Genomic DNA, 22,700 nt, shown 5'->3' with positions numbered 1-22,700 from the left:
TATAGCAGATTAAGGTAGTACTTTAAGATCCAAATTTACATATTTTGTTCTAAAATATTTGGAATAGAAAATAAGCATTTTACTATGAACCAGAATGAATGGTCGGGTTTGAGTCTGAATATGCAATTGGTTTACATAAGAATATGCAACGATGTTTACTAAGATGTAATTTGAATACTTTTGCCTATCATCAACGTTTTTTTAAACTCATTAATTGAGTATTAAAATACCATATTAATTATTAAGTTGCTGAATTAAATAAATAATTAAATAAAAATTATAAAATTTTGTTTGTATATAAATATATTTAAGTTTGTATGTTTTTGCTAAATACAAAATTAACCCGCTTCAGATATGATTAATTATCCACCAAAACCCACAGGTCTTCTGTATGGCAAAAATTATAAAAAACTATGAAGAACTAGTAACAGAAGGGTATGGCCAGGGCCATGGACGCGATTATAAACCTTGTAAAACTGTTCAAAACTTCAGTTCAATTGGTCGCTCTCACAGAGTACAAGGCCGTGTCAGTAAACGTCTTCATCACTTATTTTCTGATCTAGAGCTATCTACCTTTTTACTGCTTGACTGGAATCAGAACGTTACAGATATTCGCGAGCATTATCCTTTGGATATCTATGATCTTAACTCCATCTGTTCTCGTTTCCGAATGAAAAAAGTGTCGATTGACTATATACCTTTTACCCTATCTTCAGATTTTTTAGTTGATTTTGGTAAGTTTTCTATAGCCCTTGACACTCTTTACAGCAAAGATCTGAATAAAGCTCATGTTATTGAGTCATTAGAAATTAAACGTCGCTACTGGGAAGAAGAGCACAATACGCCGTTCAAGTTGATTACTGAAAAAGACATTCCTGCTACGGTACTAGAGAACATTAAATGGTTGTATGTAGAAAAAAATGACCTTGAAATAACAAATCACATGATCGATCTAGCAGTTTATTTTATGGAAGAAATTAGCCAGTACCCTCAAAGCTCATTAATCCAATTTTGTAAGCATTTTGACCAAACTCAAAAAATGGGTATCGGAGCGACGCTCGCATTGTTTAGAAAATTATTTGCACTGCGAATACTTCAATTTAATCTAGAAATTTCGTACTTGGAGCTTAAACTCTCTGATATTCATGCAAGTAATTTGCTCCAGAATGAGAATACAGTCCATGCAACTAATTAATTCAGTTTACATCTTGAATTCAACACAATACCGAATACTCAAATTCTTACCGCAGTATACGGTATGGATTGCGATTGATAATAAAAATGCTTTTCCTGAACTCATTTTGTCTAAGGAACTTCAAACTCTCTCAGATGATCAAAGCCTGATACCAGCGCAAGATCCTTATGAATACTTAAAACGATTAAACTTGAGTGAAGATTCTATTCAACTCAAAAAAAGAGATGAAAACTTTTTAATTATTCAAGATTTAATTAATGATGAACAAGTTCTTATCAATGCAAAAATCAGGACTGCAAAAATTAAAACTCTACATCTAGAGAAAGAAGTATCAATTAATAAAATTCTACGACTCCTAAGACGCTACTGGCAGCGTGGTCAAACGATAAATGCTTTGGTACCGGACTATGAAAACTCAGGTGGAAAAGGCCAAAAAAGAACGATAGGTGATAAAAAAATTGGCAGACCACGCATCTATGAATCAAATGAAGGTAAGAATGTTACTGAACAGGTTGAATTATATTTTAAGAAAGCCATCGAAGAGTATTTAGTTCCTGTCAAAAAACAATCCATTAACGAAACTTATCTTCGGTTTAAAAATTTATTTTCCAAGCACTTTCATCAAGTGCAAGCTGGAGATATTCCAACGTATGCTCAATTCTACTACTTTTATAATACGCGATATAGAAATAAGAACAATTCCAAGGAAATTCTGAAGAATCAGAAAACCCTGAAAGATCACAAACCTCTGACTTCAACAGCGACCAAGCAAGCAAATGGTCCTGGTGCACGTTATGAGATAGATTCAACAGTCGCTGACATCTATCTAGTATCATCACGAGATCCATCACAGATTATTGGCCGACCTACCGTATATATTGTTATCGATGTATTCAGCAGGATGATTACTGGACTTTATGTCGGTATGGAAAACAGTTCATTTAACACAGCTATACAATGCCTCAGCGTTGCAATCCAAGATAAAGTGACATTCTGTCAGAGTTATGGCTTGCAAATACAACCAGAAGACTGGCCTATTTATGGTTTACCTGGTGCCATACTTGCAGACCGCGGTGAACTAATTGGCTATCAAATTGAACTTCTTGAAAAAAACTTTTCTGTTCGTATTGAAAATGCGCCACCGTATCGAAGCGATGCCAAAGGTATTGTGGAGAGGGCTTTTGGAATCATTCAGTCACGCTTTAAATCCTACGAGAATATTGGTGTTGTTTCTGGATTCAAGGAAAAAAAGAAAGGCGGACATGATTATCGACTAGAAGCTTGTCTAACTCTGGAAGAGTTCAGAAAAATCATCTTAAGCTGCGTCTTGTTACGCAATAATTTTGATATTTTGACGAAATACGATCGTAGTGCCGATATGCCGACTGACCTGCCTTCTACCCCCCTTAAGCTCTGGCAGTGGGGTCTACAGCACCGTACTGGGATGTTGAGACAAGTGGATAACAAATCACTATATGTTGGCTTGCTACCTAGGATCGATGCATCCTTAAGTGATAAAGGACTTAAAGTCAAAGGATTAGTCTATCAATGTTTGGAAATGCATCAACAAGGCTGGTTTATTCGTAACACGACCAAATCCCGCCCGAAAAAGTTGCGGATTGGTTTTGACCCATACTCAGTAAATACCATTTATGTTTTCTTTGATGAAAATAAATTGGAATACTGGGAAGCCCACTTAAGTGATGCCTCACGTCAATATCAGCATCTGACCTGGTGGGAAGCTGAACAAATTCAAAAAGCGATCAAAACTGTTGAAAAACAGCATTCGCAACTAAAGTCTGTAGCCATCAGTGAATTGCAGGATTTTACTGACAAAATCATTCATGCAGCACAGAGTCGGCAGGCTCAAGTAGGAGTACACCAACTTTCTAAAGCACAACGTACTCGGGATATCCGTCAGAATAAACAAGAAGCTATCCAAGTGGAACGTGCGGAACATCTCCAGAACAGACCCAGCAATTCTATCCAGACTATCAATCCCAACCAAGACAATTCTCAAATATCCCAATCTGACAGCAGCAATCTGGATTTAACCAGTCAACCAGACTTAATGAGACAATTATTTGAAGAGGACGATGAAGAATGAATAATAATGAAATAGTAGTTAATACATCGATACAAGACATCTATGGGGATAATCCTCTCATTACTCAATTACCGCCTATCCTTGATACAAAGTCAGTCATTAAACACCTACGGGGAAAACTGAAATTTATTCCAGAACAACGTTTCTTACCCCAACCAGAAAGAATCCATCTGATTGCTCAGCTGCCTCATGATTTTTTTCAACCACTGACCAAACATCTATCACTGGAACAAAAAATTTCTATCATGATCCGGCAAGGTTATGTGAGTAGAAACATCAATAATGGTGATAGACAAAGGCATTTACACGCCGCTTTTCAACAACTTGAACCATCAAATGAAAGTTCTTACCGATATGCACCTCCAGAATCAACTGCGACCAGCATGTCAATTATAGGATGCTCAGGAAGCGGCAAAACAACGACGATGAACAAGATTTTGCGTTATTACCCGCAAGTGATTGAGCATAAAGAGCTAGGATTAAAACAAATTGTTTTCCTTAAAATTGATTGCCCGCATGACAGCTCTTTAAAAAACTTATGTTCAAACTTTTTTAGAGCAGTAGATTTAGCATTAGGAGATACTAACTTTGAGCATCGTTTCACCAGAAGCCGCTTAAATGTGAATGCAATGCTGCAACAGATGAAAATTATCGCAAATAATTATTCTATTGGACTTCTGATCATTGATGAAATCCAGCATTTGAATACAAAAAAATCTGGCGGGGCTGAGATCATTCTTAATTTCTTTGTCACGCTGGTGAATGTGGCATCGATCCCTATCGTGATGATTGGGACACCTAAAGCGAATGAAATCCTGCAAGAAGACTTAAGGTCAGCTAGACGCAGTGCAGGATTAGGCTCTTTAATCTGGGAACCTATGCGAAATGAAGCGCCTATTCCCGATCCTGGCGACCCTGATCAAATGATCATTTCTGAATGGTATGCCTTTACCAACAAGCTGTGGCAATATCAATGGATTCAACAACCAGCTGAACTGACCGATGAATTAAGAAACACTTGGTATTATTATACGCAGGGCATTCCAGATTTAGTGGTTAAGCTGTTCTGTCTGGTACAAATTCACGCCATCACCATCGGCCTGGAAAAAATCACCTCAGAATTATTTAAAAAGGTCTATGAAGAACAATTACAGCCAGTCCACGACATTTTAGATGCACTGCGTTCAGGCAATCCCGCACGTATTGCACGGTATTCTGACCTAACCATCCCTCAAGTTCAAATTGAAGAATATGTTGAAAAACAACGTTTTAAATCTGAATTAAAAATGGAAAAACAGCATAAAGATTTAGGACCGCATTATTCTACCCTCATTGGTATGCTGACAGCCTTTGGTCACCCGGCTGCTACAATAGATCTGCATGTCACTTCTGCATTAAAAAAATATCCAAACGAGAACTTACAGGTACTACTCCAGCATATTCTGGAAGTATTAGACGGCTCTGTAGCAAAAGATAAATTGGACCAGCCTCAGACCACAACTTCGGTAAGAAAACCAAGAACATCACGCAAAGTCATGAAAGCAGAAGAATGGAAGAGCACTGAAGCCAATGACTTACGGAATTTTTTCAGTCAAGCACAAGAACAGGAAGTAGATGTTTATGAATTATTAAAATCATCTCACTATTTGTTTGATCCTACCTGTCCGGTTTTGCATTAAGTAAAAAATAGAGAGTAGGGGTATTATGATTTCAAATTTTCCAACACCATATCCAGATGAGTTAATTTACAGTGTGATTGCACGTTATGCCATTCACAATGGAATTTTAAGTCCCAAATACCTTACTGAAGAATTATTCAAAAATAGGAACCTAACTCCGACTTACGATTTACCTTCGCATATAGATACTTTGGCCAGTTATTTACCAGACCAATATAATGCGCTTACTTTGATCAGCCAGCACACTCTATTACCCATTTATCTACCATTTCAGACTGATACAGTAATGCATTATGCAGTGGAGGCATTACGGAGTGAGAAACACTATCCCTTGCATACTAAATTAGGGAAAAATGCATCGCTGATCAAAGCAGTGAGTTTTTTTCGATTTTGCCCGCATTGCTGGCAAGAACAGATCGAGCAATATGGTGAAGTTTACTGGAAACGCAGCTGGCAGATTACAGGATATGAATATTGTACAAAACATAAGTCTGCCCTTTTTATAAGCTCGATCCCATGTAATGGACTAGACCGAAAATTTTATGCTGCTCATTTAAATGCTCTTCAGCATTCTTCACAACTTATAATTAATGCACATGACTTAGATCGCCATATCGAACTTGCAGAATTAATCGAAGAATTACTCAGTCATTCCCCCCACATTAGTGTGCGAAATTTTCCGATGTTATCGAATGCCTATTTCAATCTCTTAAAAGACAGTGATTTACTGTTAGGTCACAAAAATATCAACTATGAAAAAGTTCGTCAGCTTGTCGTCGATTATTGGGGTGAAAGTTTTCTTCAATACTATCACTTAGGTGATCTACTATCTGAGAACTGCTGGCTCAAGAATATATGCAGAAAACATCGTAAAGCATTTTCTTATCTTGAACATTTCATAGTATTAAAAGCTCTTGTTCCAGAGCGAAAACCGATTGATATATATGAGCAATATATTCGCCAAGCATCAATCGAACTAACCGACTTGGATCAAGCGGACGAAGCTCCACCTATATGGGTTAATAATAAAGTAGATAAGATTTTATCTGAAGATCAAAAACAATGGACAAAATTAATTCAGAAAAATTCTGCTAAGCAGGCGCGTCAGTGTGACCCGGCACTTTATGCTCGTTTATATCGCAATCATAAGGACTGGCTATTACTGACAAATCAATCTGCTGTGATATTGCCTTCTGCTATTACCAAGACCCGTGTAGATTGGAAAAAGAGAGATCGACAGTTTATTAAACAACTCATCAAAATCCGGGATCAATTATTAGAAGATCTCGACTCCCCACAATGGACAAAAAAGTTTTTTATTAAGCTGCTTGGTTCGGTGAGTATGATTGAAAAAAACTGGCAGTTTCTCCCATTTACAGCCGCCTTTCTAGATCGTTACGCCGAGTCTGTAGGTTGTTATCAAATACGACGTCTTACGCGAACATTTATTCGTCAACGCACTGAAAATCAGTTCTGTCCACCGAGTGTCTTTCTTCGACTATCCGGATTAAGCCCTGAACGCTTAACGCCAGAAGCTCGTAGATTTTTTAATCATATTGAGAGAGAAATAAAACAATGAGCGATTGCCTAATCGACGATTTACCGAAGAATTTGATTTATTACGTTGCAACAGAAATTAGTCGACGTGGCCAAACTCGATTCGATATTAATACTCACTTGTCTAATCCGAATATTAAACGTCATATTCAGCTTAAATTGCCAATTGAGAGTATTCTTATGTTTGACTACCAGGCTCCAATTGTGAATCCAGAGCCAAATATCAAATCTAAATCCAAGCCAAAGAAATTATTTTCTCATCAACTTGAAAGTGTAAATTTCACAGCATTCAAAACTATCACTCTATCTGAGGATGAGCTTCCAAAAATGCATCGAGGTCGGATCTGTTTTGAGTTTGATTACTACTCAAAAGTATTAAATAAAAATATTATTATTCAAATACCGAAACTCACTCTTGCTCGAGATCTATTCTTTTCACATCCTTATCTTTTACGTGCAGCACTTTTTGCGGAAAACTATTCAACAGATATTGTAGTCGATATGGATGATGAAAAAGCTATCCATATCACTATCGCAAAAAACAAAAAAATTTTGAACGCAGATATCTCTGATCCTCATTTTTTAAAGAAGTTCGCTTTAATTTTATTACAACCCGACTTAAATAAGGCTTTCCTTAGTATTTATCAGAAAACAATTCTGGATCAAAAAGGCGCTAAATTTTTTAATTTTGACATGGAAGCTCCTGATATCAAAAATATAGATTTAACAGTGGGTGGAATTTTTGATAAAGAAAAAGGCATTTACAGAATTGAACGTATCTTTTCTTTCAGAAATCTTGATACAACTATCAACCGCCCTATTCACTTTCATTTCACATCAAAAAAAATAATACAGCAGGTCAAAAATGCTGAAGATCAAAATTCAAAAAAAACAAAACCAACGAATCCGCCCATAAAGAAACTTCATCAAAATGCGGATGCAGATATCGATCAACCGTTGGTTAAGCTAAGAAACCTACCTGGAGAAATTTATACAATAGAAGACTTAAAAATTTCATTAGAGACCCCCCCTACTGAAAGTACAGTCCGAAAAAGACAAAAGCAAATGGATAAAAATCCAAATCAAGAAGAAGGATTCGCTGGTGGCGAAGGAGATATAGAAGGTACGCTGCCAGGATGCACAACAGAATCAGAAATTCCCTTAGAAAGTGTCACTCATCAAGATTTAATTAAACTTCTGGATCAAATTAAGAAAAAAGGATACGAAGTTCAAGAAATTAGGAATGCTCCTTTTAACCAATATAAGCCTTACAGAGGGCACAAGTTTTCCAATAGCACGCAATCACGATATTTTTATGTCTATTATGTATATAAAAAGACGACTAAACATACAAAAGATAATGAACAATTTTATCTATGTGAAATTGATAACTCAGATGGTAAAAAGAACATATCTACATTATTACTCCGATATGAAAAAAACACTAAATTATTAATCGGGACAGATTTGAACAAATTAAACAACTCCATACTTTCTCAATCACTCAGTTGGCCTAAAAAATTTCTCTCTGAAATAAGAGGTATTACTGCCTTTACGACAATCAATCATCCTTCAAAAAAGCAACAGGTTGAAGAGGTAAATTATTACGCCGATTGGGCTGAAAGAATTTTACAAAAGGTACAATTGCTGTAAATTGGGGTGGTGAAAATGAATGCTAGTCAATTTACACCGCTATATAACTCTAATGAATATAAGAGAATCTTTGATGAAAGAGTTCTCAACGTTAAATTGAAAAAACTTCTTTAACTTCAGCTCCCTAAACTCATTAGTTTTAACATTCGTACAGGAGATCATAAAGTTAAATAGCAACTTCACTGACAGGAGCTATTTTCGATCTATAATGATATTTTTCTCCACTGTTCAGGAATGATTTCGAGAATTTAAATGACAAAACTCACCTGTTTTAAAGCCTACGATATTCGTGGCAAGCTTGGTACAGAACTCAATGAAGACATTGCATACAAAGTGGGGCGTGCTTATGGACAAATCTATCAGCCTAAAACTATTGTCGTCGGCTGTGATATTCGCCTGAGCAGCGAAGACCTAAAACAAGCGACCATTCGTGGTTTAAATGATGCCGGTGTTAATGTTTTAGATTTAGGGATGACAGGCACTGAAGAAGTCTATTTCGGTGCTTTCCATCTCGATGTTCAAGGTGGTATTGAAATCACGGCAAGTCATAATCCAATGGATTATAACGGAATGAAATTAGTCCGTGAAAATGCACGACCAATTGGTGCAGATTCAGGATTAAAAGAAATTCAAGCTTTAGCAGAATCAGGGGATTTTGTAGATGTCGCTCAAAAAGGAAAAATTCAATCCTATAATATTTTGCCTGAATTCATCGCTCATCTGATGACCTACATCAATCCGACAAAAATCCGTCCGCTTAAACTGGTTGTGAATGCCGGCAATGGTGCCGCAGGTCATGTCATTGATGCGATTGAAGCAAAGTTTAAAGCACTGAATGTGCCTATTGAATTTATCAAGATTCATCATGAAGCCGATGGCACATTTCCAAATGGCATCCCCAACCCAATTTTAGTTGAAAATCGTGATAGTACGCGCAATGCTGTACTTGAGCATGGCGCAGATATGGGTATTGCTTGGGATGGCGACTTTGACCGTTGTTTCCTTTTTGATGAAAAAGGTCAATTTATTGAAGGTTATTATATTGTTGGCTTACTAGCCCAAGCCTTCTTACTCAAACAATCAGGCGAAAAAATTGTGCATGATCCACGTCTGGTTTGGAATACCTGTAATGTGATTGAGCAATATCAAGGCCAAGCGATTCAATCTAAATCGGGTCATTCCTATATTAAAGAAAAAATGCGTGAGCATAATGCTGTGTATGGCGGTGAGATGTCAGCGCATCATTATTTCCGTGATTTTTCTTATTGTGACAGCGGCATGATTCCATGGTTACTGGCTGTTTCTGTACTTTCAGAAACACAACAAACACTTTCTTCACTGGTTGAAGATATGATTGCCAAATTCCCCTGCTCGGGTGAAATTAACTTTAAAGTCGCTGATACCCAAGCCACCATTCAAAAGATCTTTGATCATTACGCCAATCAAAATCCAGTAATTGATTATACAGATGGTGTGAGTTTAGATTTTGGGGCTTGGCGCTTCAATGTCCGTGCATCCAATACCGAGCCATTATTGCGTCTTAATATTGAAAGCCGTGCAGATCAAAATGCTATGCCGATGCAAAACTATGTAGATGAACTTAGCCGAATTATTCTGGGATAATAAAAAATGCCGAATAATATCTTATTCGGCATTTTATCAATTTGCTTTAGATCAGAACAAAGATCGATCCAAAGGCAACTCCAAGCCGACTGAAATACCACTATCTTTGCCATTACGATCTGAATCTGCAATCCAACCACTCAATTTTAATGGTATATCGCGGCGTAGTTGATGTGTCCATGTTAAATCAATGCCTTTGAGCTCATCACTTACCGGAAAAGCATGATTAATACTTTCATTTGACTGATTTACCTTGGCAACAAAAGCACGTCCATTTAGACGATTCATTGCATCAAAACGAATATCCCCACCGATGCTATACATTTGACCATCTCCACCCATGGCATGCCCTAACGGGAAACCGTGTTGGTAATAACCATTTGTATAAATATGATGATCATAAGAAATACCGAGCGCATCACCATTGGTTCGCGTATCTGCCCACTCCGCATAAATTTGATAAGGCATGTTATTCAATTGAGAAGAATAATCTACGCCAGCCAAATACATTTTTTTTGCAGGTAGAAGTCCTGCTTCATCCTCACCTACATATTGACCATAGATACTCATCGGGATGCCAGTGAAGTGATTCAGATTTAAACGTGCATCGAATCCTGCAATTTGATTCGATGCATTATTCTCACCAGCACAAACACCATCATCACATCCATTATCTTTTCCAATAAAGGCATTCCAATAAGCTTTTAAGCTATCAGGTTGCCCCTGACCATCAATTTGAAAAGTTCTTGACGCACCAAGCTCAAGATAAGGTAAAGGTTGCGCGGTCAATCGTAGACCTAATAGATTCGTATCAGGAACAGCTTTATAGTCATCTAATCGGCCAGCAAAAGCTTGATATTGCCAAGGTCCAATCCAAGATAGCCATTTAGTTTCAAAGGCTTTTTGATCTGCTCTTTGCATGGTAAAGCCATATACAGGGCGACTCGCATCACCTCGGATTAAGCTACCATCATGTCCAGGTCCCCAATAAGTTGGAATTTGACCTGCAATCAACCACTGATTCCACAATTTTCCTGCAATATAGGAACCTTCCACATTCACATCTTGCCCATGATCAATAATTGGGTCTTTTTCTGCATTCACACGCAGTCGTGCATCCCATTGTGCACCACCAGCATTTAACTCAAGAGCTGCTTGATATTGTGACTTTTGCTCATCGGCAAATTTTTGTGGGATATTTTGTGGATCAGTTTCGGCAAATAATGTGAGTTTGACAGGTGCATTTTCTGTTTCTAAATGACTACGAACCTGATCGATTACTTTTCGTTGAACTGAATTTTCAATTTGAGCATTCGATAAAGCTCGTTGTATTTCTTCACTACTCAATGGCCAGGTTGATGTACTAATCTGAATCACACCTTGTTGATTCAGCCAATTGAGATCTGTACGTAAATCTTCATTATTTAAGATAATCCCTTGCGCCATGGCAGGTAATGAAAAAGCTGACAAAACAGCCAAAGACATTAATTTTAAATATTTATCTTTCATCAACATTTTAAAATCCTAGCTATTTTGTAGAATATCATAACGATATTTTTCATTTTTAAAGCATATGTATATTAATATTTGCAGAATTGATACACGAAAGAAATTGATGAATAAGCAAGATAATCAACTGAATCATCCTGCTCTTATTCGCTTATGTTCTATCTGTAATTTTAAGCTTTATTAAACTGATACTTTAAAAGCCATTCGGATTTTTCTTTTGCCAGTTCCAACTATCTAACAGCATATCAGCTAAGCCAAACTGTGGTTGCCAACCTAACTCTGCTACAGCACGGGTATTATCCGCAAATGATGTCGCAACATCTCCAGCACGACGTGGTGCAAATTCAAAAGGAATTTGAATATCATTTACTTTTTCAAATGTCGTGGCAATTTCAAGTACAGAACAACCATTCCCTGTGCCAATATTCCATGCACGGCAGCCCTGTGCATTTAGCCGATTATTTAGAGCACACAAATGTGCATTCGCTAAATCGACAACATGGATATAATCACGAACACCCGTGCCGTCCACAGTCTCGTAATCATTGCCAAAAATAGACAGTTTTTCACGTCGCCCTACCGCAACTTGGGTTACATAAGGCATTAAATTATTTGGAATCCCTTGCGGATCTTCACCAATTTGACCACTTTTATGAGCACCAACTGGATTGAAATAACGTAATAAGGCAATGGACCAACGCGTATCTGATAATGCCATCTTTTCTAATAACTGCTCGACAATCAGCTTGGTATAACCATAGTTATTGCTTGGCATACCTGTTGGCATCGTTTCATTTAAGGGTGAAACATTGGCTTCGTCATAAACGGTTGCAGATGAGCTGAAGACTAGATTAAAGACTTCTGCACGCTCCATTGCTTTGACCAAGCTAATCGAGCCTGAAATATTATTTTCAAAATACTTCAGTGGAAATTCTTGGCTTTCACCCACAGCTTTTAGACCGGCAAAATGAATAACAGCATCAATGTTATGGCTGTTAAAAATCTGATCTAAAATCTGTTGATCTAAAATATCACCTTCAATAAAGTCTAATGTTTTAGAGCTTAATGCTTGTACACGTTTTAAAGATTCTGCTGAACTATTCGATAAGTTATCGAGTATAACTACCTCATGACCTGCGTTTAAAAGTTCCAAACAAGTATGTGAACCTATGAAGCCTGCACCACCTGTCACTAATACTTTAGACATTTTCCTTTCCCATTAAAATATTGATGAGCCCTTGTGTTGATGCATCGAGACCCGATAAATCACTCTGTTCGCCATTCAAAATAGGCAGCAGCTGATTGGCAATTTCTTTGCCTTTTTCTACACCCCATTGATCAAAGGGATTAATATTCCATAGTACAGACTGAACAAAGACTTTATGTTCATACATTGCAATCAATATACCTAGACTATATGGATTAAGTTCCTGTAACAGTATCGTAGTACTTGGCTGGTTGCCTTCGTATTGCTTATAGCTTTCTAATGTTGCTACTTCTTTTGGATCTAAAGCTTGATTACCAAAAGCCAAAAGCCGAGACTGTGCCAAACAGTTTGAGAGTGCTAAATGATGTTGTTCAATTAAGGACTCGGCATTGTCTACATAGGTAAATTGCTGTGCGTTATAGCGTTGTACTGGAGCGATAAAATCACTACTAATAGATTGTGTACCTTGATGTAACAACTGATAGAAGGCATGTTGCGCATTCGGTCCAACTTCCCCCCAAATAATCGGGCAGGTATCCCATTGTACCTTTTGATCATTACGTTGGATCGATTTACCATTCGACTCCATTTCAAGCTGTTGTAAATAGGCAGCAAAATACTTTAAGCGACCATCATAAGGTAAGACAGCATGGGTCTGTATATCTAAAAAATTATTATTCCAAGCCCCTAACAGGCCCATCAGCACAGGAATATTTTTTTCAAAAGGCGCATTTTGAAAATGCTGATCAATCGCATGCGCACCCGCTAAAAATTGCTTAAATCCGTCTACGCCAATGGTGAGGGCAATGGGCAAACCAATGCAAGACCACAATGAATAACGACCACCAACCCAATCCCATAATAAGAATTGGTTTTCAGCAGCAATGCCCCAAGCAGTCATTTTTTCAGGCTTAGTCGATACCCCAATAAAATGATGTTTCAAAATTTGAGGTTCTTGCCCCAAAGCCTTTTCCAACCAAACTCGAGCTGTTTGCGCATTGGATAATGTATCAATGGTGCCAAAAGATTTGGATGAAATCACAAATAACGTTGTTTCTGGACGTAACTGATGTAATAAGTCTGAAAGCTGGGTCCCATCAATGGTTGAGACAAAATGAATATTTAAAGGCTTTTCAGTGGTTTTTTTAAAATCAGATAAGGCATGACTAACCATCAACGGACCTAAATCTGAACCACCCACGCCAATATTCACCACATTTTGTATGACTTCACCTGTGGCACCACGACATTGCCCAGCATGGATTTTATCCACCAAAGCATACATACGTTCAAGTTGGATATGTACCAACGCTGCAACATCTGCATGCTGCTGAGTATCTTGCGGTAAACGCAGCGCCCAATGCATAGCTGAACGTTGTTCAGTATAATTAATACTTTCAGATGAAAATAATCGTTTAATCCACGATTTTAAATGTTGCGCATCTGCCCACTGTACTAAGTGCTGCAATACTTTTTGATTAATACGATGCTTACTAAAATCAAATAAAATCGGTGCTAAAGACACGCTGAATCGATCAAATCGTTGCGGATCTTCAGCGAATAGTTGTGTTAAGTGCTTTGAATTAAATTCTACTTTTAACTCATTCAAGCCTGAAATTACAGCATCTAAGTTTTCAATAGAATAAGGATAAATTGGTGCAACCATTAGCGTCCTACCCCCATATAAGCAAAGCCTTGTGATTTGACATAGGCAGGATCATAAATATTTCGACCATCCAAAATTAGTGGATGCTGCATAATTTTAAGCAACTGAGGATAATCTGGGCTCCAATATTGCTTCCACCCCGTCAGTAGGCACAATGCATGTGCATCTTGAGTCGCTTCGTACTGGTCCTTGCAAAAGATTAGATCTGCACGTTGTCCATATTCTTTTTCGATTTCAGGCAAGGCTTGAGGATCATGTAATTTAACAATTACACCCTGTGCCCAAAGGGCCTTTAACATGGCATGAATCGGCGATTGTTGAACACGGCCGGTATTTTCCTTAAAGGCAGCGCCCCAAATCGCAACAGTTTTCCCTGCTAAGTTACCTTGATAGTAATTCCACAATTTTCGGAACAAAATTTCTTTTTGCTGCTCGTTAATGTCCCAAACTTGTGCCAACAATTGGCTATTGGCACCGGTACCCAATACTGTATGCGTTAAAGTCTGAATGTCATGGGAAAAATTTTCCCCACCAAAACCCGCGCCAGGCGACAAATACGATCCACCAATTCGACTATCTGCAGCCATCCCTTGACGGACATATTCGATATCAATGCCAAGCTTTTCTGCAACAACAGCAAGGTCATTAATATAACTAATTCGCGTTGCCAACATACCGGAAATACTCAGTTTTGTGAACTCAGCATCTAAGACAGGCATGAACAGATATTGATTCTCTCTTGGGAATAAAGGCCGCAGTAATTCCTTTATTTTGATTTGAGTTTTCTCATCACTACACCCCACAATGAGTGGCTCTGCCTGAGCCATACTGGATAGTGCATTACCTTCTTGGATCATATCCGGTAAATAAACCCACTGATCATGAGGCATATGATCTTGAAATTTATCCGTGCCGTGTAGACCCAAGGTAGAAGCATTAATCATTAGTTTTGGATGGATGATTGGGCGCAATTTTAATTGTTTTAAAATTTCAACACCCTGAGTTTCTTCTGTTGGTAGAAAACTGAAAAAATACGCATCAATATCAAATGGAATTTGATCAAAATTGCAGTAATTTAAAAAACCTTTTTCTTGCTGCCTATCCAATAAATGCTTTACTGCATCATCTAGTGCATAAGTTTGTTCAGAGATTGGTTTTTTAAAGACCTTGCACCAAAATATGTGATGCCCACACTCAGCCAACAATGCTGCCAACACACCTGCATAAAGGGTTTGTCCAAAGACTGCAACTTTCATCAAAACTCCTCAATTATAATTTGAGTTCTTGAATTAGGGCTTTAAACTCTTCACCCAATTTAGGATGGTCTACACCATAATGTAAAACCGCTTTGAGATAGCCCAACTTACTGCCACAGTCAAAAGTTTGGCCTTTCATACGATAAGCTTCAACCACATCTGTTTGCTGTAGCATCGCAATTGCATCCGTTAATTGAATTTCATTGCCTGCACCTTTGGGTGTTTGCTCGAGTAATGTCATAATTTGAGCAGGGAGAATATAACGCCCCACCACTGATAAATTTGATGGTGCGGTACCTACTACCGGTTTTTCCACAATACCTTGCATAGCACTACTCTGCCCTTCAGCAGGTATTGTAGCAACATCAACAATACCGTATTGATCCACCAAATGATCAGGTACAGCTTCCACCATAATTTGTGCTGCTTGAGTCTGCTCAAAGCGTTGGATCATCAAACTAAGATCATTCTCTGCTTCAACATCTTTAACCAACACATCGGGTAGCAATACCGCAAAATCATCTTCACCCACAACTGCTTTTGCACAGAGCACAGCATGACCTAAACCGAGTGGCTGTGGTTGACGCACACTTATCACACTGACATGCGGAGGTAAAATTTCAGTAATTTCTTTAAGTAAATCAAATTTCTTTTTATGTTCTAGCGTTGTTTCAAGTTCAAAGTTACGATCAAAATAGTTTTCAATTGATGCTTTTGAACTATGGGTCACCAAAATAATCTGTTCAATACCTGCTGCGACGGCTTCACGTACCACATATTCAATAGCAGGACGATCAACAACAGTGACCATTTCTTTAGGAATAGATTTACTTGCAGGAAGAAAACGAGTGCCAAGGCCTGCGACTGGGAGAATAGCTTTTTTAATCATTGCATTTTACACAAAATAAGATGTTATTTACGAAGAGAATCAGCTTGAGAATTGTGCTGATTAGAGAAGCGCACTGCACCAACTTCTTGATCTGGTGCATTAATTCCTTCTTTTTTCAACATCACATTAACTGTTTTAAACATAATTTTAAAATCTAGCCAAATTGAATGGGTGTCCACATATTCAACATCTAAATCAAACTTTTCTTCCCAAGACAAATTATTACGTCCACTGACTTGAGCAAGCCCTGTCATGCCAGGCTTTACCTCATGACGGCGCATTTGATGTTCAGAATAATGATCTAAGAAATCCTTCATTTGTGGTCGGGGGCCAACAATACTCATTTCACCCTTTAATACATTTAAAAGCTGTGGCATTTCATCCAATGATGTAGAGCGTAATTTATGACCAAAAGATGTGATTCTTTGATCATCAGGTAACGCATTACCATCTTTATCAAAGGCATCTTTCATAGATCTAAACTTGATCATCTTAAAAATTTTAGCATTTTTTCCTGGGCGCTCTTGCAGAAAAAAAATAGGAGATCCTAAATTTTTACGAACTTTTAGGGCAACAAGTATAAAAAATGGCGATAACACTATTAATGCTATTAATGCTATTATTAAATCTACAATTCTTTTTAACATTACATTTTAAACCACTTCATTAAGCTTACTGAAAAGTAGGCTATCAATGTTTCAACATCAAGTAAATTGATAAAGTATCAAACATCATATAGCTTTTACTTCCACATATAATACCTAGGAAAAGTATATTTTATGATATTCATCTATCATTTTTTCTTTGTTAAACAACTTCAACGCTCGCGATCTTGAATTTTCACCAAATTTAGAGACAAGGTCGCGATTATTGATAAATGTAACAATACAATCTTTAAGCCCATTCGATCCGCCACTATACAATAACCCCGTTTCTCTATCTAAGACAACCTCAGGAATTCCTTCAACTCTAGTAGATATAGCAGGAATTTTAAAAAATGCAGCTTCTACAAAATTAAGGCCAAAAGCCTCCCATTTAGATGGTTGACAAATAACATCAACTGAATTTAAAAATTCATTCTTATCATAAACCCACCCCACAACATCTATATTTGATTCTAATTGTAAATCTTTTATCATACTGACACATTTAGACTTTAATTCGCCACTTCCAGCTAGCGTAAATCTTACATCAGGATTAGAGTCAAGAATTCCTTCTAACTTCAAAAGATACACAGCATTAATAAATTCTATTGGGTTTTTTTGATCATCCAATCTTGCAAAAAAAGCAAAATTCAAACCTGTATTAATTCTAGATTGACTTTTTAACATTTGGAATTTAGAAAAATCAACACCATTGTATATAGTTTTTGTATTAGCTAACGGATAATATTTTTTATAAAAACTATTTACAGTAATATTGTAATGACCAAAATATAAGGATGATAATTCAGCAAAATAGAACATTATTCTTTTAAAAAAGGGAATATGTTTGTGAAAAGCAATACCATGGACAGTATGTACTATTCTCTTACAACCAGCTAATCGGGCAGCTATTCTTGCAATTACTCCAGGTTTAGTCGAATTGGTATGTATAATATCAAAATTGTTTCCTTTAAAAATTTTATATAAATCTTTAAAAGCATAGTAATCATGCTTTCCAATCTCCCTTCTTAAAGAAGGAACCTCAATAATAGTTACACCAATTTCATTAAACTTGCAAATAAAGTCTTCACTATAATCCTCCAATTTAGCACATATCATATAAAGTTCATTATTCTTACTATTCAAACTAGACATAATATCCAAAGAGACCTGCTGGGCTCCAGATAGCTGAGGAACAACTTGTACATGAGCGATTTTCACAATTCCCCCTTATTCTCAATCTGATTATTATAAACTTTTAAATATTTATCAACCATAATTTCAATATCAAAATCTTTTGATCTTTTTAGAGAATAGCTCGCACATTTTTCATAAAATGAACTTTCATTATACAACTTTAAAATAAGTTTCTTTAAGCTATCAATTTCATTATTAAATAAATATTCTTTATTATTAACAACAAAATCTAAACCTTCTACATCTGAAGCAATAAATGGCCTTCCTATAGACATAGCTTCCAAAGCAGCTAATGACAACCCCTCATAATCAGATGCCAATATATTAACATCAGCCATTTTCATTAACTCGTAGATATCAGTTCTTGCACCTAAAAATATCACTTTATGAGATAATAATTCTTCTAAAACTTTATTTTTAAAAAAATCTAGAGTATATCCACTACCAGCAAATAAAATTTTTATATTTTCAGGTAGCAATTTAACAACCTCAATTAGCAAATCTTGTCTTTTAGGCTGATCAAATCTAGCTGACATTAATATAATAAAATCATTTTTTTTCAAACCAATTTCTTCACGAATAGCAGATTTAGAAATGGAAATATTATTTGTATCAACGGCATTTTGTATAATTTCATATTTGGAATCTTTAAATGATAAATTTTTTTGTAAAAAAAATTTAACTTGTTCTGACAAACAGATAATTTTATCAAATTTACTATAGATGAATATTTCAATATATTTAAATAAAAAATTAGAAGCCCTCCTGTTAAATGACGAGTGCTCTGTGAATATGATAGGAGCTGATTTTTTATTCAGCATTCTAGCAATTGACACTTGATACGATGTAGGAAAAATATGGGTATGTATTACATCATATTTATCTAAATATTTGGAGATTTTCAATGCATATAATATATTAAATCTATTAATATTCTTTGAAATAGTTATAATATTTATATTACTATTCTTTAATTCTTCTAAAAAATGTGAATCCCTCCCATCAATCAGCAGAACATCAACTTCGAGCCCCTTTAGTTTCAATTTTTTTGCTAAATTAACGACAAATCTAGCACCTCCACTAGTTTCAGGAAGAAAATCAATGATTTGCAAAACTCTCATAAAAATACTCACGACATAAAATTAATTAAAACCTAAAGAATCTCTAATAAATAAGCCCATAAATAATTCTTGTAAGGTATCCAAGCAATTTTTACAATTTCACTATTCAACAACCATGTGCCAATAAAACCTGTATAGAATAAAGTTAAAAATAAAACTATAATTTTTTTGTTAATCGCATAAAAATTCTTATAGATATTAATTAAAACATATAAATCAAAAAATATTAAATATACATTAAACCTATCAGCAAGTGTTGAATACACAAATGACATAGCAGTACAATACAAAATCAATAGAAAAAAATAGTCTAAAATTAAATATTTAGATTTAAAAAAAACTTTTCGATAAAACAAATAAAATACTAAAGGTATAAAATGCAAAGTAAGCCTCATAAGTGCGCCACTAGAAGTAACAACATCATTAGTAGTATAAATAGACCTATCACTAATACTAGACATATACACAATAAATGTAACAAAAATCAAACTACAAAATTGATAAATCACCATCAACAATCTTTTATTCTTCAAATATAATATAGGATAAAATAACATAAATACAATTGCTGTTTTATGAAAAAGCGAAGCAACCAATAAAAAAAATATAAATTGATATCTTTTATCATTCAAAAGAAATATAAATGCATAAACTAAAATTGCAACAGCAATTGCTTGCCGAGTATAGCCTAATGAAACCACCAGTATATGATATGGAAAATATATCAACATACATAACCAATATTTTTCTAATTTAACAAAGCTTAAAAATATAAATACACATATTATTATTGAGGAAATAAAATTAACAAACCAAATTTCTCTAATATTTAAATAATTACCTAAAAGATTCAAAAAGGAATAACCAGGATCCATAATGAACATTGCTTCAGTAAAACCCAAATACTTAAAATCTTTGTATATAGAAAAATAATTTTCCCAATCCCCACCAACTTCATAGCGAAAACCTATAAAAAAAATAAGAAAAATAAGAAATAAGAAGAAAAATATTTTACTTAAAGGTGTTTTATAGTTGACAATAAAATTGGTTAATACAATTGAAAACCATATCAAAAAATATATATACATACTATAAAACCCTACAATATTAAAAAATTTAGTTGAAATTAATTATTTCTTTAAAAACTTAACTGTACATAAATACAAATAATAGAGGAACAAATTTAACTTAAATAAATTTCCAACATAAAAACTATTAATATCACGTAAATTATGATTTATTTTTAATACTTTGACAACCTGCGACGACTTCCTTATTCCTTCAAATAACCCATAATACTTAATACAATGTTTAGAATATATTTCGATAAAATCAACATATTTTCCTAAAAAAATTTCATCGTTTTTTACTGCATGTTTGTAAATTTCAATTCCATGTTTTGCACTCTCTACAATTTTTAGACTTGGTTTACTTACTGAACTATTTTCATGTAAAAAATAGTTTACTAATGACTGATTCAAACCATATACCGCAATATCTTCAGAATATAAAAAAGGTAATGCCATGATATCTTCAAAAATATAACCTTTAGGGAATAGGTCTTCTGGTATCATTTCTCGTCTAAAAACTCTTAACCATGAATACCAATGGCGTGAATTAATAAGCTTTTTTCTAGTATCAAAATCATTATCATAAAACCCAGACTTCTCACATAATTTTAAATCCCTTACTTTTATTATTTTATTTTTAATATTTTTCACAATATCTGCATTAAATTCTAAAATATCTATATTTTTTTCACTCGTCAACACATCTAAAATAAGTTCAATATAATTACTTTTAACCATATCATCCGGATCTAAAAATGTAATATATCTACCTTTTGCTACAGAAATACCATAATTTCTTGCAGCACTTTGGCCTTGGTTTACCTGTTCTAAAAAAACAATATTCTCACTTGAAAAATTGTTTTCGCAAATGAATTGTTTAATATTTGCTATTGATTTATCCTGTGAGCCATCATCAATAATAATCAACTCAACGTTTTCATTTAATTGTTTAATTAAGCTATTTGCAAAACTTAATATAAAACACTCGACACCATACACTGGAACAATAATACTCAGAGTAATCAATTAACTTTCTCTCTATAAGTGGATAATTTAAAAAATCTTTTTTGAACATCAAAAATTATTCCTTTTTTATAAAAGTAATTAAACACAGTAAAAGACATAATTTCTGTAATCAAAATAGCAACTATTGCTCCTTTTAAACCCCACATAAAAATAAATACAGCAGTTAATACAATATTAAAGAAAACCAGATACAAAGTTTTTTTCTTTAAATAATCATATGCATTAAATTTTAACAAATACTTTTCAGCAATAGTAGACAGGCCCGAAAAAAGTGTAACAACTACAGTCAAGAGTAAAATTTCATTGACAGTTACATATTCATCACCATATAACCACTGTACAATATAATTTCCTGTGACAGCAAAAAAAGCCATTACCACAAAACAAATCACCACAATTACTACACTTAGTTTTGCAACCATTTTTTGGCTTTTTTCAAAGTCTTTTTCAGTATAAATTTGTGTAAAATAAGATGAAATAATAGCTGAAAGGACAAAGTAAAAACTATTACCAAGCGTCATAGCAACAGTATAAATACCAAGATCTTGCTGAGATTTTATTCCAAGAATAATATATGAGGTTTTAGTGAAAATCGCTACAGATAAAGAATAAAATAATAATTTACGACCAATACCTATCATAAATTTTCTATACCTATTTATTCGCTCTTGTGTAACATTTTTTTGTTCAAATTTAACTCTATTAAATAAATACCTACGGATAAAAAAAGGAATAAAAGTGATTAAAATAATTGGAATGCTTAATAATTCAACTGCAAGTTGAAATTTTGCTATACAGTAACGAACAAATAAAGATATAACTAGTGCAAAAATATTACAATATGCATTAATTTTTGATTCAAGAATAGCATTAAAGTAAATAATATATACATCATGTACAGCAAAATAAATTGCAATACTTGTAGCAATAGAAAATATAAATGTAAGTTGATCCGCAAAAAAATAAATATAAATCAATGTCAACAAAGACAATCCTACATAAATACAATCACGAAAAATTTTTGTTGAAATAATTATATACTCACCTATTCTTCGATTTTGCGCAGTTTTCTGAAAAATAATATTTTCAGACCCTAACATTGCAATGGTTTGAATAATTGCAAAAACAGAAGTAGCAAATGTCAACTTCCCAAAATTTTCTGGTCCTATATATTTTGCAACAAATGAAGTTACAAAAATAAGACCAAAAATTGAAATCACTTTTTCAGACATCATCCAAAGTGAGTTAGAAAATATTTTTTTTGACATTTCTATTTACTACACCCAAGAACTGAAAAATTT

General features: G+C 34.8%; 17 protein-coding genes. 6 read left to right on the top strand and 11 right to left on the bottom strand.

Going from position 1 to position 22,700, the window contains the following annotated elements:
* Positions 1 to 391 precede the first annotated feature (391 nt).
* The 6 genes from FTV12_RS05045 to FTV12_RS05020 all read left to right on the top strand — a co-directional run bounded on the left by FTV12_RS05045 (position 392) and on the right by FTV12_RS05020 (position 9,814).
* Positions 392 to 1,195 carry a TnsA endonuclease C-terminal domain-containing protein gene (locus FTV12_RS05045; protein ID WP_180003570.1) on the top strand — a complete coding sequence of 268 codons (804 nt, stop codon included), beginning with the start codon at positions 392 to 394 and terminating at the stop codon, positions 1,193 to 1,195.
* Positions 1,182 to 3,302: a Mu transposase C-terminal domain-containing protein gene (locus FTV12_RS05040; protein ID WP_180033628.1), complete on the top strand. Its 2,121-nt coding sequence runs from the start codon at positions 1,182 to 1,184 to the stop codon at positions 3,300 to 3,302. The genes FTV12_RS05045 and FTV12_RS05040 overlap by 14 nt, the downstream gene beginning before the upstream one ends.
* Positions 3,299 to 4,981 carry an AAA family ATPase gene (locus tag FTV12_RS05035; RefSeq protein WP_180033627.1) on the top strand — a complete coding sequence of 561 codons (1,683 nt, stop codon included), beginning with the start codon at positions 3,299 to 3,301 and terminating at the stop codon, positions 4,979 to 4,981. Before FTV12_RS05040 ends, FTV12_RS05035 begins: the two co-directional genes overlap by 4 nt.
* Before the next feature lie 25 nt (positions 4,982 to 5,006).
* The gene (locus FTV12_RS05030; RefSeq protein WP_180033626.1) at positions 5,007 to 6,560 is read left to right on the top strand and encodes a TnsD family Tn7-like transposition protein; all 1,554 of its coding nucleotides are present in this window, start codon (positions 5,007 to 5,009) and stop codon (positions 6,558 to 6,560) included.
* Between the two features lie 158 nt (positions 6,561 to 6,718).
* Positions 6,719 to 8,191, top strand: coding sequence for a Tn7-like element transposition protein TnsE (locus tag FTV12_RS05025; protein WP_257220874.1), 1,473 nt, complete (start codon positions 6,719 to 6,721; stop codon positions 8,189 to 8,191).
* A 252-nt stretch (positions 8,192 to 8,443) separates the two neighbouring features.
* A complete protein-coding gene (locus tag FTV12_RS05020) occupies positions 8,444 to 9,814 on the top strand; it encodes a phosphomannomutase CpsG (protein ID WP_180033624.1) in 1,371 nt (456 codons plus the stop codon).
* 51 nt (positions 9,815 to 9,865) lie between these two features.
* Here the strand turns inward: FTV12_RS05020 and FTV12_RS05015 are convergent, their stop codons facing one another.
* From FTV12_RS05015 to FTV12_RS04965, 11 genes are all read right to left on the bottom strand, one after another.
* Entirely contained in the window at positions 9,866 to 11,329 is a 1,464-nt protein-coding gene (locus FTV12_RS05015) for a capsule assembly Wzi family protein (RefSeq protein ID WP_373687221.1), read from the bottom strand.
* Between the two features lie 187 nt (positions 11,330 to 11,516).
* Positions 11,517 to 12,530: a UDP-glucose 4-epimerase GalE gene (galE, locus tag FTV12_RS05010; protein ID WP_180033623.1), complete on the bottom strand. Its 1,014-nt coding sequence runs from the start codon at positions 12,528 to 12,530 to the stop codon at positions 11,517 to 11,519.
* A complete protein-coding gene (pgi, locus tag FTV12_RS05005) occupies positions 12,523 to 14,196 on the bottom strand; it encodes a glucose-6-phosphate isomerase (protein ID WP_180033622.1) in 1,674 nt (557 codons plus the stop codon). The genes galE and pgi overlap by 8 nt, the downstream gene beginning before the upstream one ends.
* Positions 14,196 to 15,452 carry a UDP-glucose/GDP-mannose dehydrogenase family protein gene (locus tag FTV12_RS05000; protein ID WP_180033621.1) on the bottom strand — a complete coding sequence of 419 codons (1,257 nt, stop codon included), beginning with the start codon at positions 15,450 to 15,452 and terminating at the stop codon, positions 14,196 to 14,198. The genes pgi and FTV12_RS05000 overlap by 1 nt, the downstream gene beginning before the upstream one ends.
* A gap of 13 nt (positions 15,453 to 15,465) precedes the next feature.
* A complete protein-coding gene (galU, locus tag FTV12_RS04995) occupies positions 15,466 to 16,341 on the bottom strand; it encodes a UTP--glucose-1-phosphate uridylyltransferase GalU (RefSeq protein ID WP_180033620.1) in 876 nt (291 codons plus the stop codon).
* A gap of 23 nt (positions 16,342 to 16,364) precedes the next feature.
* Positions 16,365 to 16,988, bottom strand: coding sequence for a sugar transferase (locus FTV12_RS04990; RefSeq protein ID WP_180033619.1), 624 nt, complete (start codon positions 16,986 to 16,988; stop codon positions 16,365 to 16,367).
* Between the two features lie 114 nt (positions 16,989 to 17,102).
* The gene (locus FTV12_RS16665) at positions 17,103 to 18,206 is read right to left on the bottom strand and encodes a glycosyltransferase family 4 protein (protein WP_180033618.1); all 1,104 of its coding nucleotides are present in this window, start codon (positions 18,204 to 18,206) and stop codon (positions 17,103 to 17,105) included.
* On the bottom strand, positions 18,203 to 19,303 hold the full coding sequence (locus FTV12_RS04980) for a glycosyltransferase family 4 protein (RefSeq protein WP_180033617.1): 1,101 nt from the start codon (positions 19,301 to 19,303) through the stop codon (positions 18,203 to 18,205). Before FTV12_RS04980 ends, FTV12_RS16665 begins: the two co-directional genes overlap by 4 nt.
* A 32-nt stretch (positions 19,304 to 19,335) precedes the next feature.
* On the bottom strand, positions 19,336 to 20,391 hold the full coding sequence (locus tag FTV12_RS04975; RefSeq protein ID WP_180033616.1) for an EpsG family protein: 1,056 nt from the start codon (positions 20,389 to 20,391) through the stop codon (positions 19,336 to 19,338).
* A gap of 42 nt (positions 20,392 to 20,433) precedes the next feature.
* Entirely contained in the window at positions 20,434 to 21,399 is a 966-nt protein-coding gene (locus tag FTV12_RS04970; protein WP_180033615.1) for a glycosyltransferase, read from the bottom strand.
* Positions 21,396 to 22,667 (bottom strand): oligosaccharide flippase family protein, encoded by a 1,272-nt coding sequence (locus FTV12_RS04965; protein ID WP_180033614.1) that lies wholly within the window; start codon positions 22,665 to 22,667, stop codon positions 21,396 to 21,398. The genes FTV12_RS04970 and FTV12_RS04965 overlap by 4 nt, the downstream gene beginning before the upstream one ends.
* Positions 22,668 to 22,700 lie beyond the last annotated feature (33 nt).

Origin of the sequence: Acinetobacter sp. YH12233 (assembly GCF_013417725.1) — a bacterium.
Taxonomy (GTDB): Bacteria; Pseudomonadota; Gammaproteobacteria; order Pseudomonadales; family Moraxellaceae; genus Acinetobacter.
The sequence above is the reverse complement of the archived record's forward strand: the minus strand, read 5'-3'. Positions and strand labels throughout refer to the sequence as shown.

Bases quoted from the DNA above. Each gene is read 5' to 3' on its own strand.
- FTV12_RS05020 (WP_180033624.1), top strand. From the start codon at position 8,444: ATGACAAAACTCACCTGTTTTAAAGCCTACGATATTCGTGGCAAGCTT.
- FTV12_RS05030 (WP_180033626.1), top strand. From the start codon at position 5,007: ATGATTTCAAATTTTCCAACACCATATCCAGATGAGTTAATTTACAGT.
- FTV12_RS05035 (WP_180033627.1), top strand. From the start codon at position 3,299: ATGAATAATAATGAAATAGTAGTTAATACATCGATACAAGACATCTAT.
- pgi (WP_180033622.1), bottom strand. From the start codon at position 14,196: ATGGTTGCACCAATTTATCCTTATTCTATTGAAAACTTAGATGCTGTA.
- FTV12_RS05000 (WP_180033621.1), bottom strand. From the start codon at position 15,452: ATGAAAGTTGCAGTCTTTGGACAAACCCTTTATGCAGGTGTGTTGGCA.
- FTV12_RS04980 (WP_180033617.1), bottom strand. From the start codon at position 19,303: ATGAGAGTTTTGCAAATCATTGATTTTCTTCCTGAAACTAGTGGAGGT.
- FTV12_RS04975 (WP_180033616.1), bottom strand. From the start codon at position 20,391: ATGTATATATATTTTTTGATATGGTTTTCAATTGTATTAACCAATTTT.
- galE (WP_180033623.1), bottom strand. From the start codon at position 12,530: ATGTCTAAAGTATTAGTGACAGGTGGTGCAGGCTTCATAGGTTCACAT.
- FTV12_RS04990 (WP_180033619.1), bottom strand. From the start codon at position 16,988: ATGTTAAAAAGAATTGTAGATTTAATAATAGCATTAATAGCATTAATA.
- FTV12_RS04965 (WP_180033614.1), bottom strand. From the start codon at position 22,667: ATGTCAAAAAAAATATTTTCTAACTCACTTTGGATGATGTCTGAAAAA.
- FTV12_RS05045 (WP_180003570.1), top strand. From the start codon at position 392: ATGGCAAAAATTATAAAAAACTATGAAGAACTAGTAACAGAAGGGTAT.
- FTV12_RS05015 (WP_373687221.1), bottom strand. From the start codon at position 11,329: ATGTTGATGAAAGATAAATATTTAAAATTAATGTCTTTGGCTGTTTTG.
- galU (WP_180033620.1), bottom strand. From the start codon at position 16,341: ATGATTAAAAAAGCTATTCTCCCAGTCGCAGGCCTTGGCACTCGTTTT.
- FTV12_RS05040 (WP_180033628.1), top strand. From the start codon at position 1,182: ATGCAACTAATTAATTCAGTTTACATCTTGAATTCAACACAATACCGA.
- FTV12_RS05025 (WP_257220874.1), top strand. From the start codon at position 6,719: ATGTTTGACTACCAGGCTCCAATTGTGAATCCAGAGCCAAATATCAAA.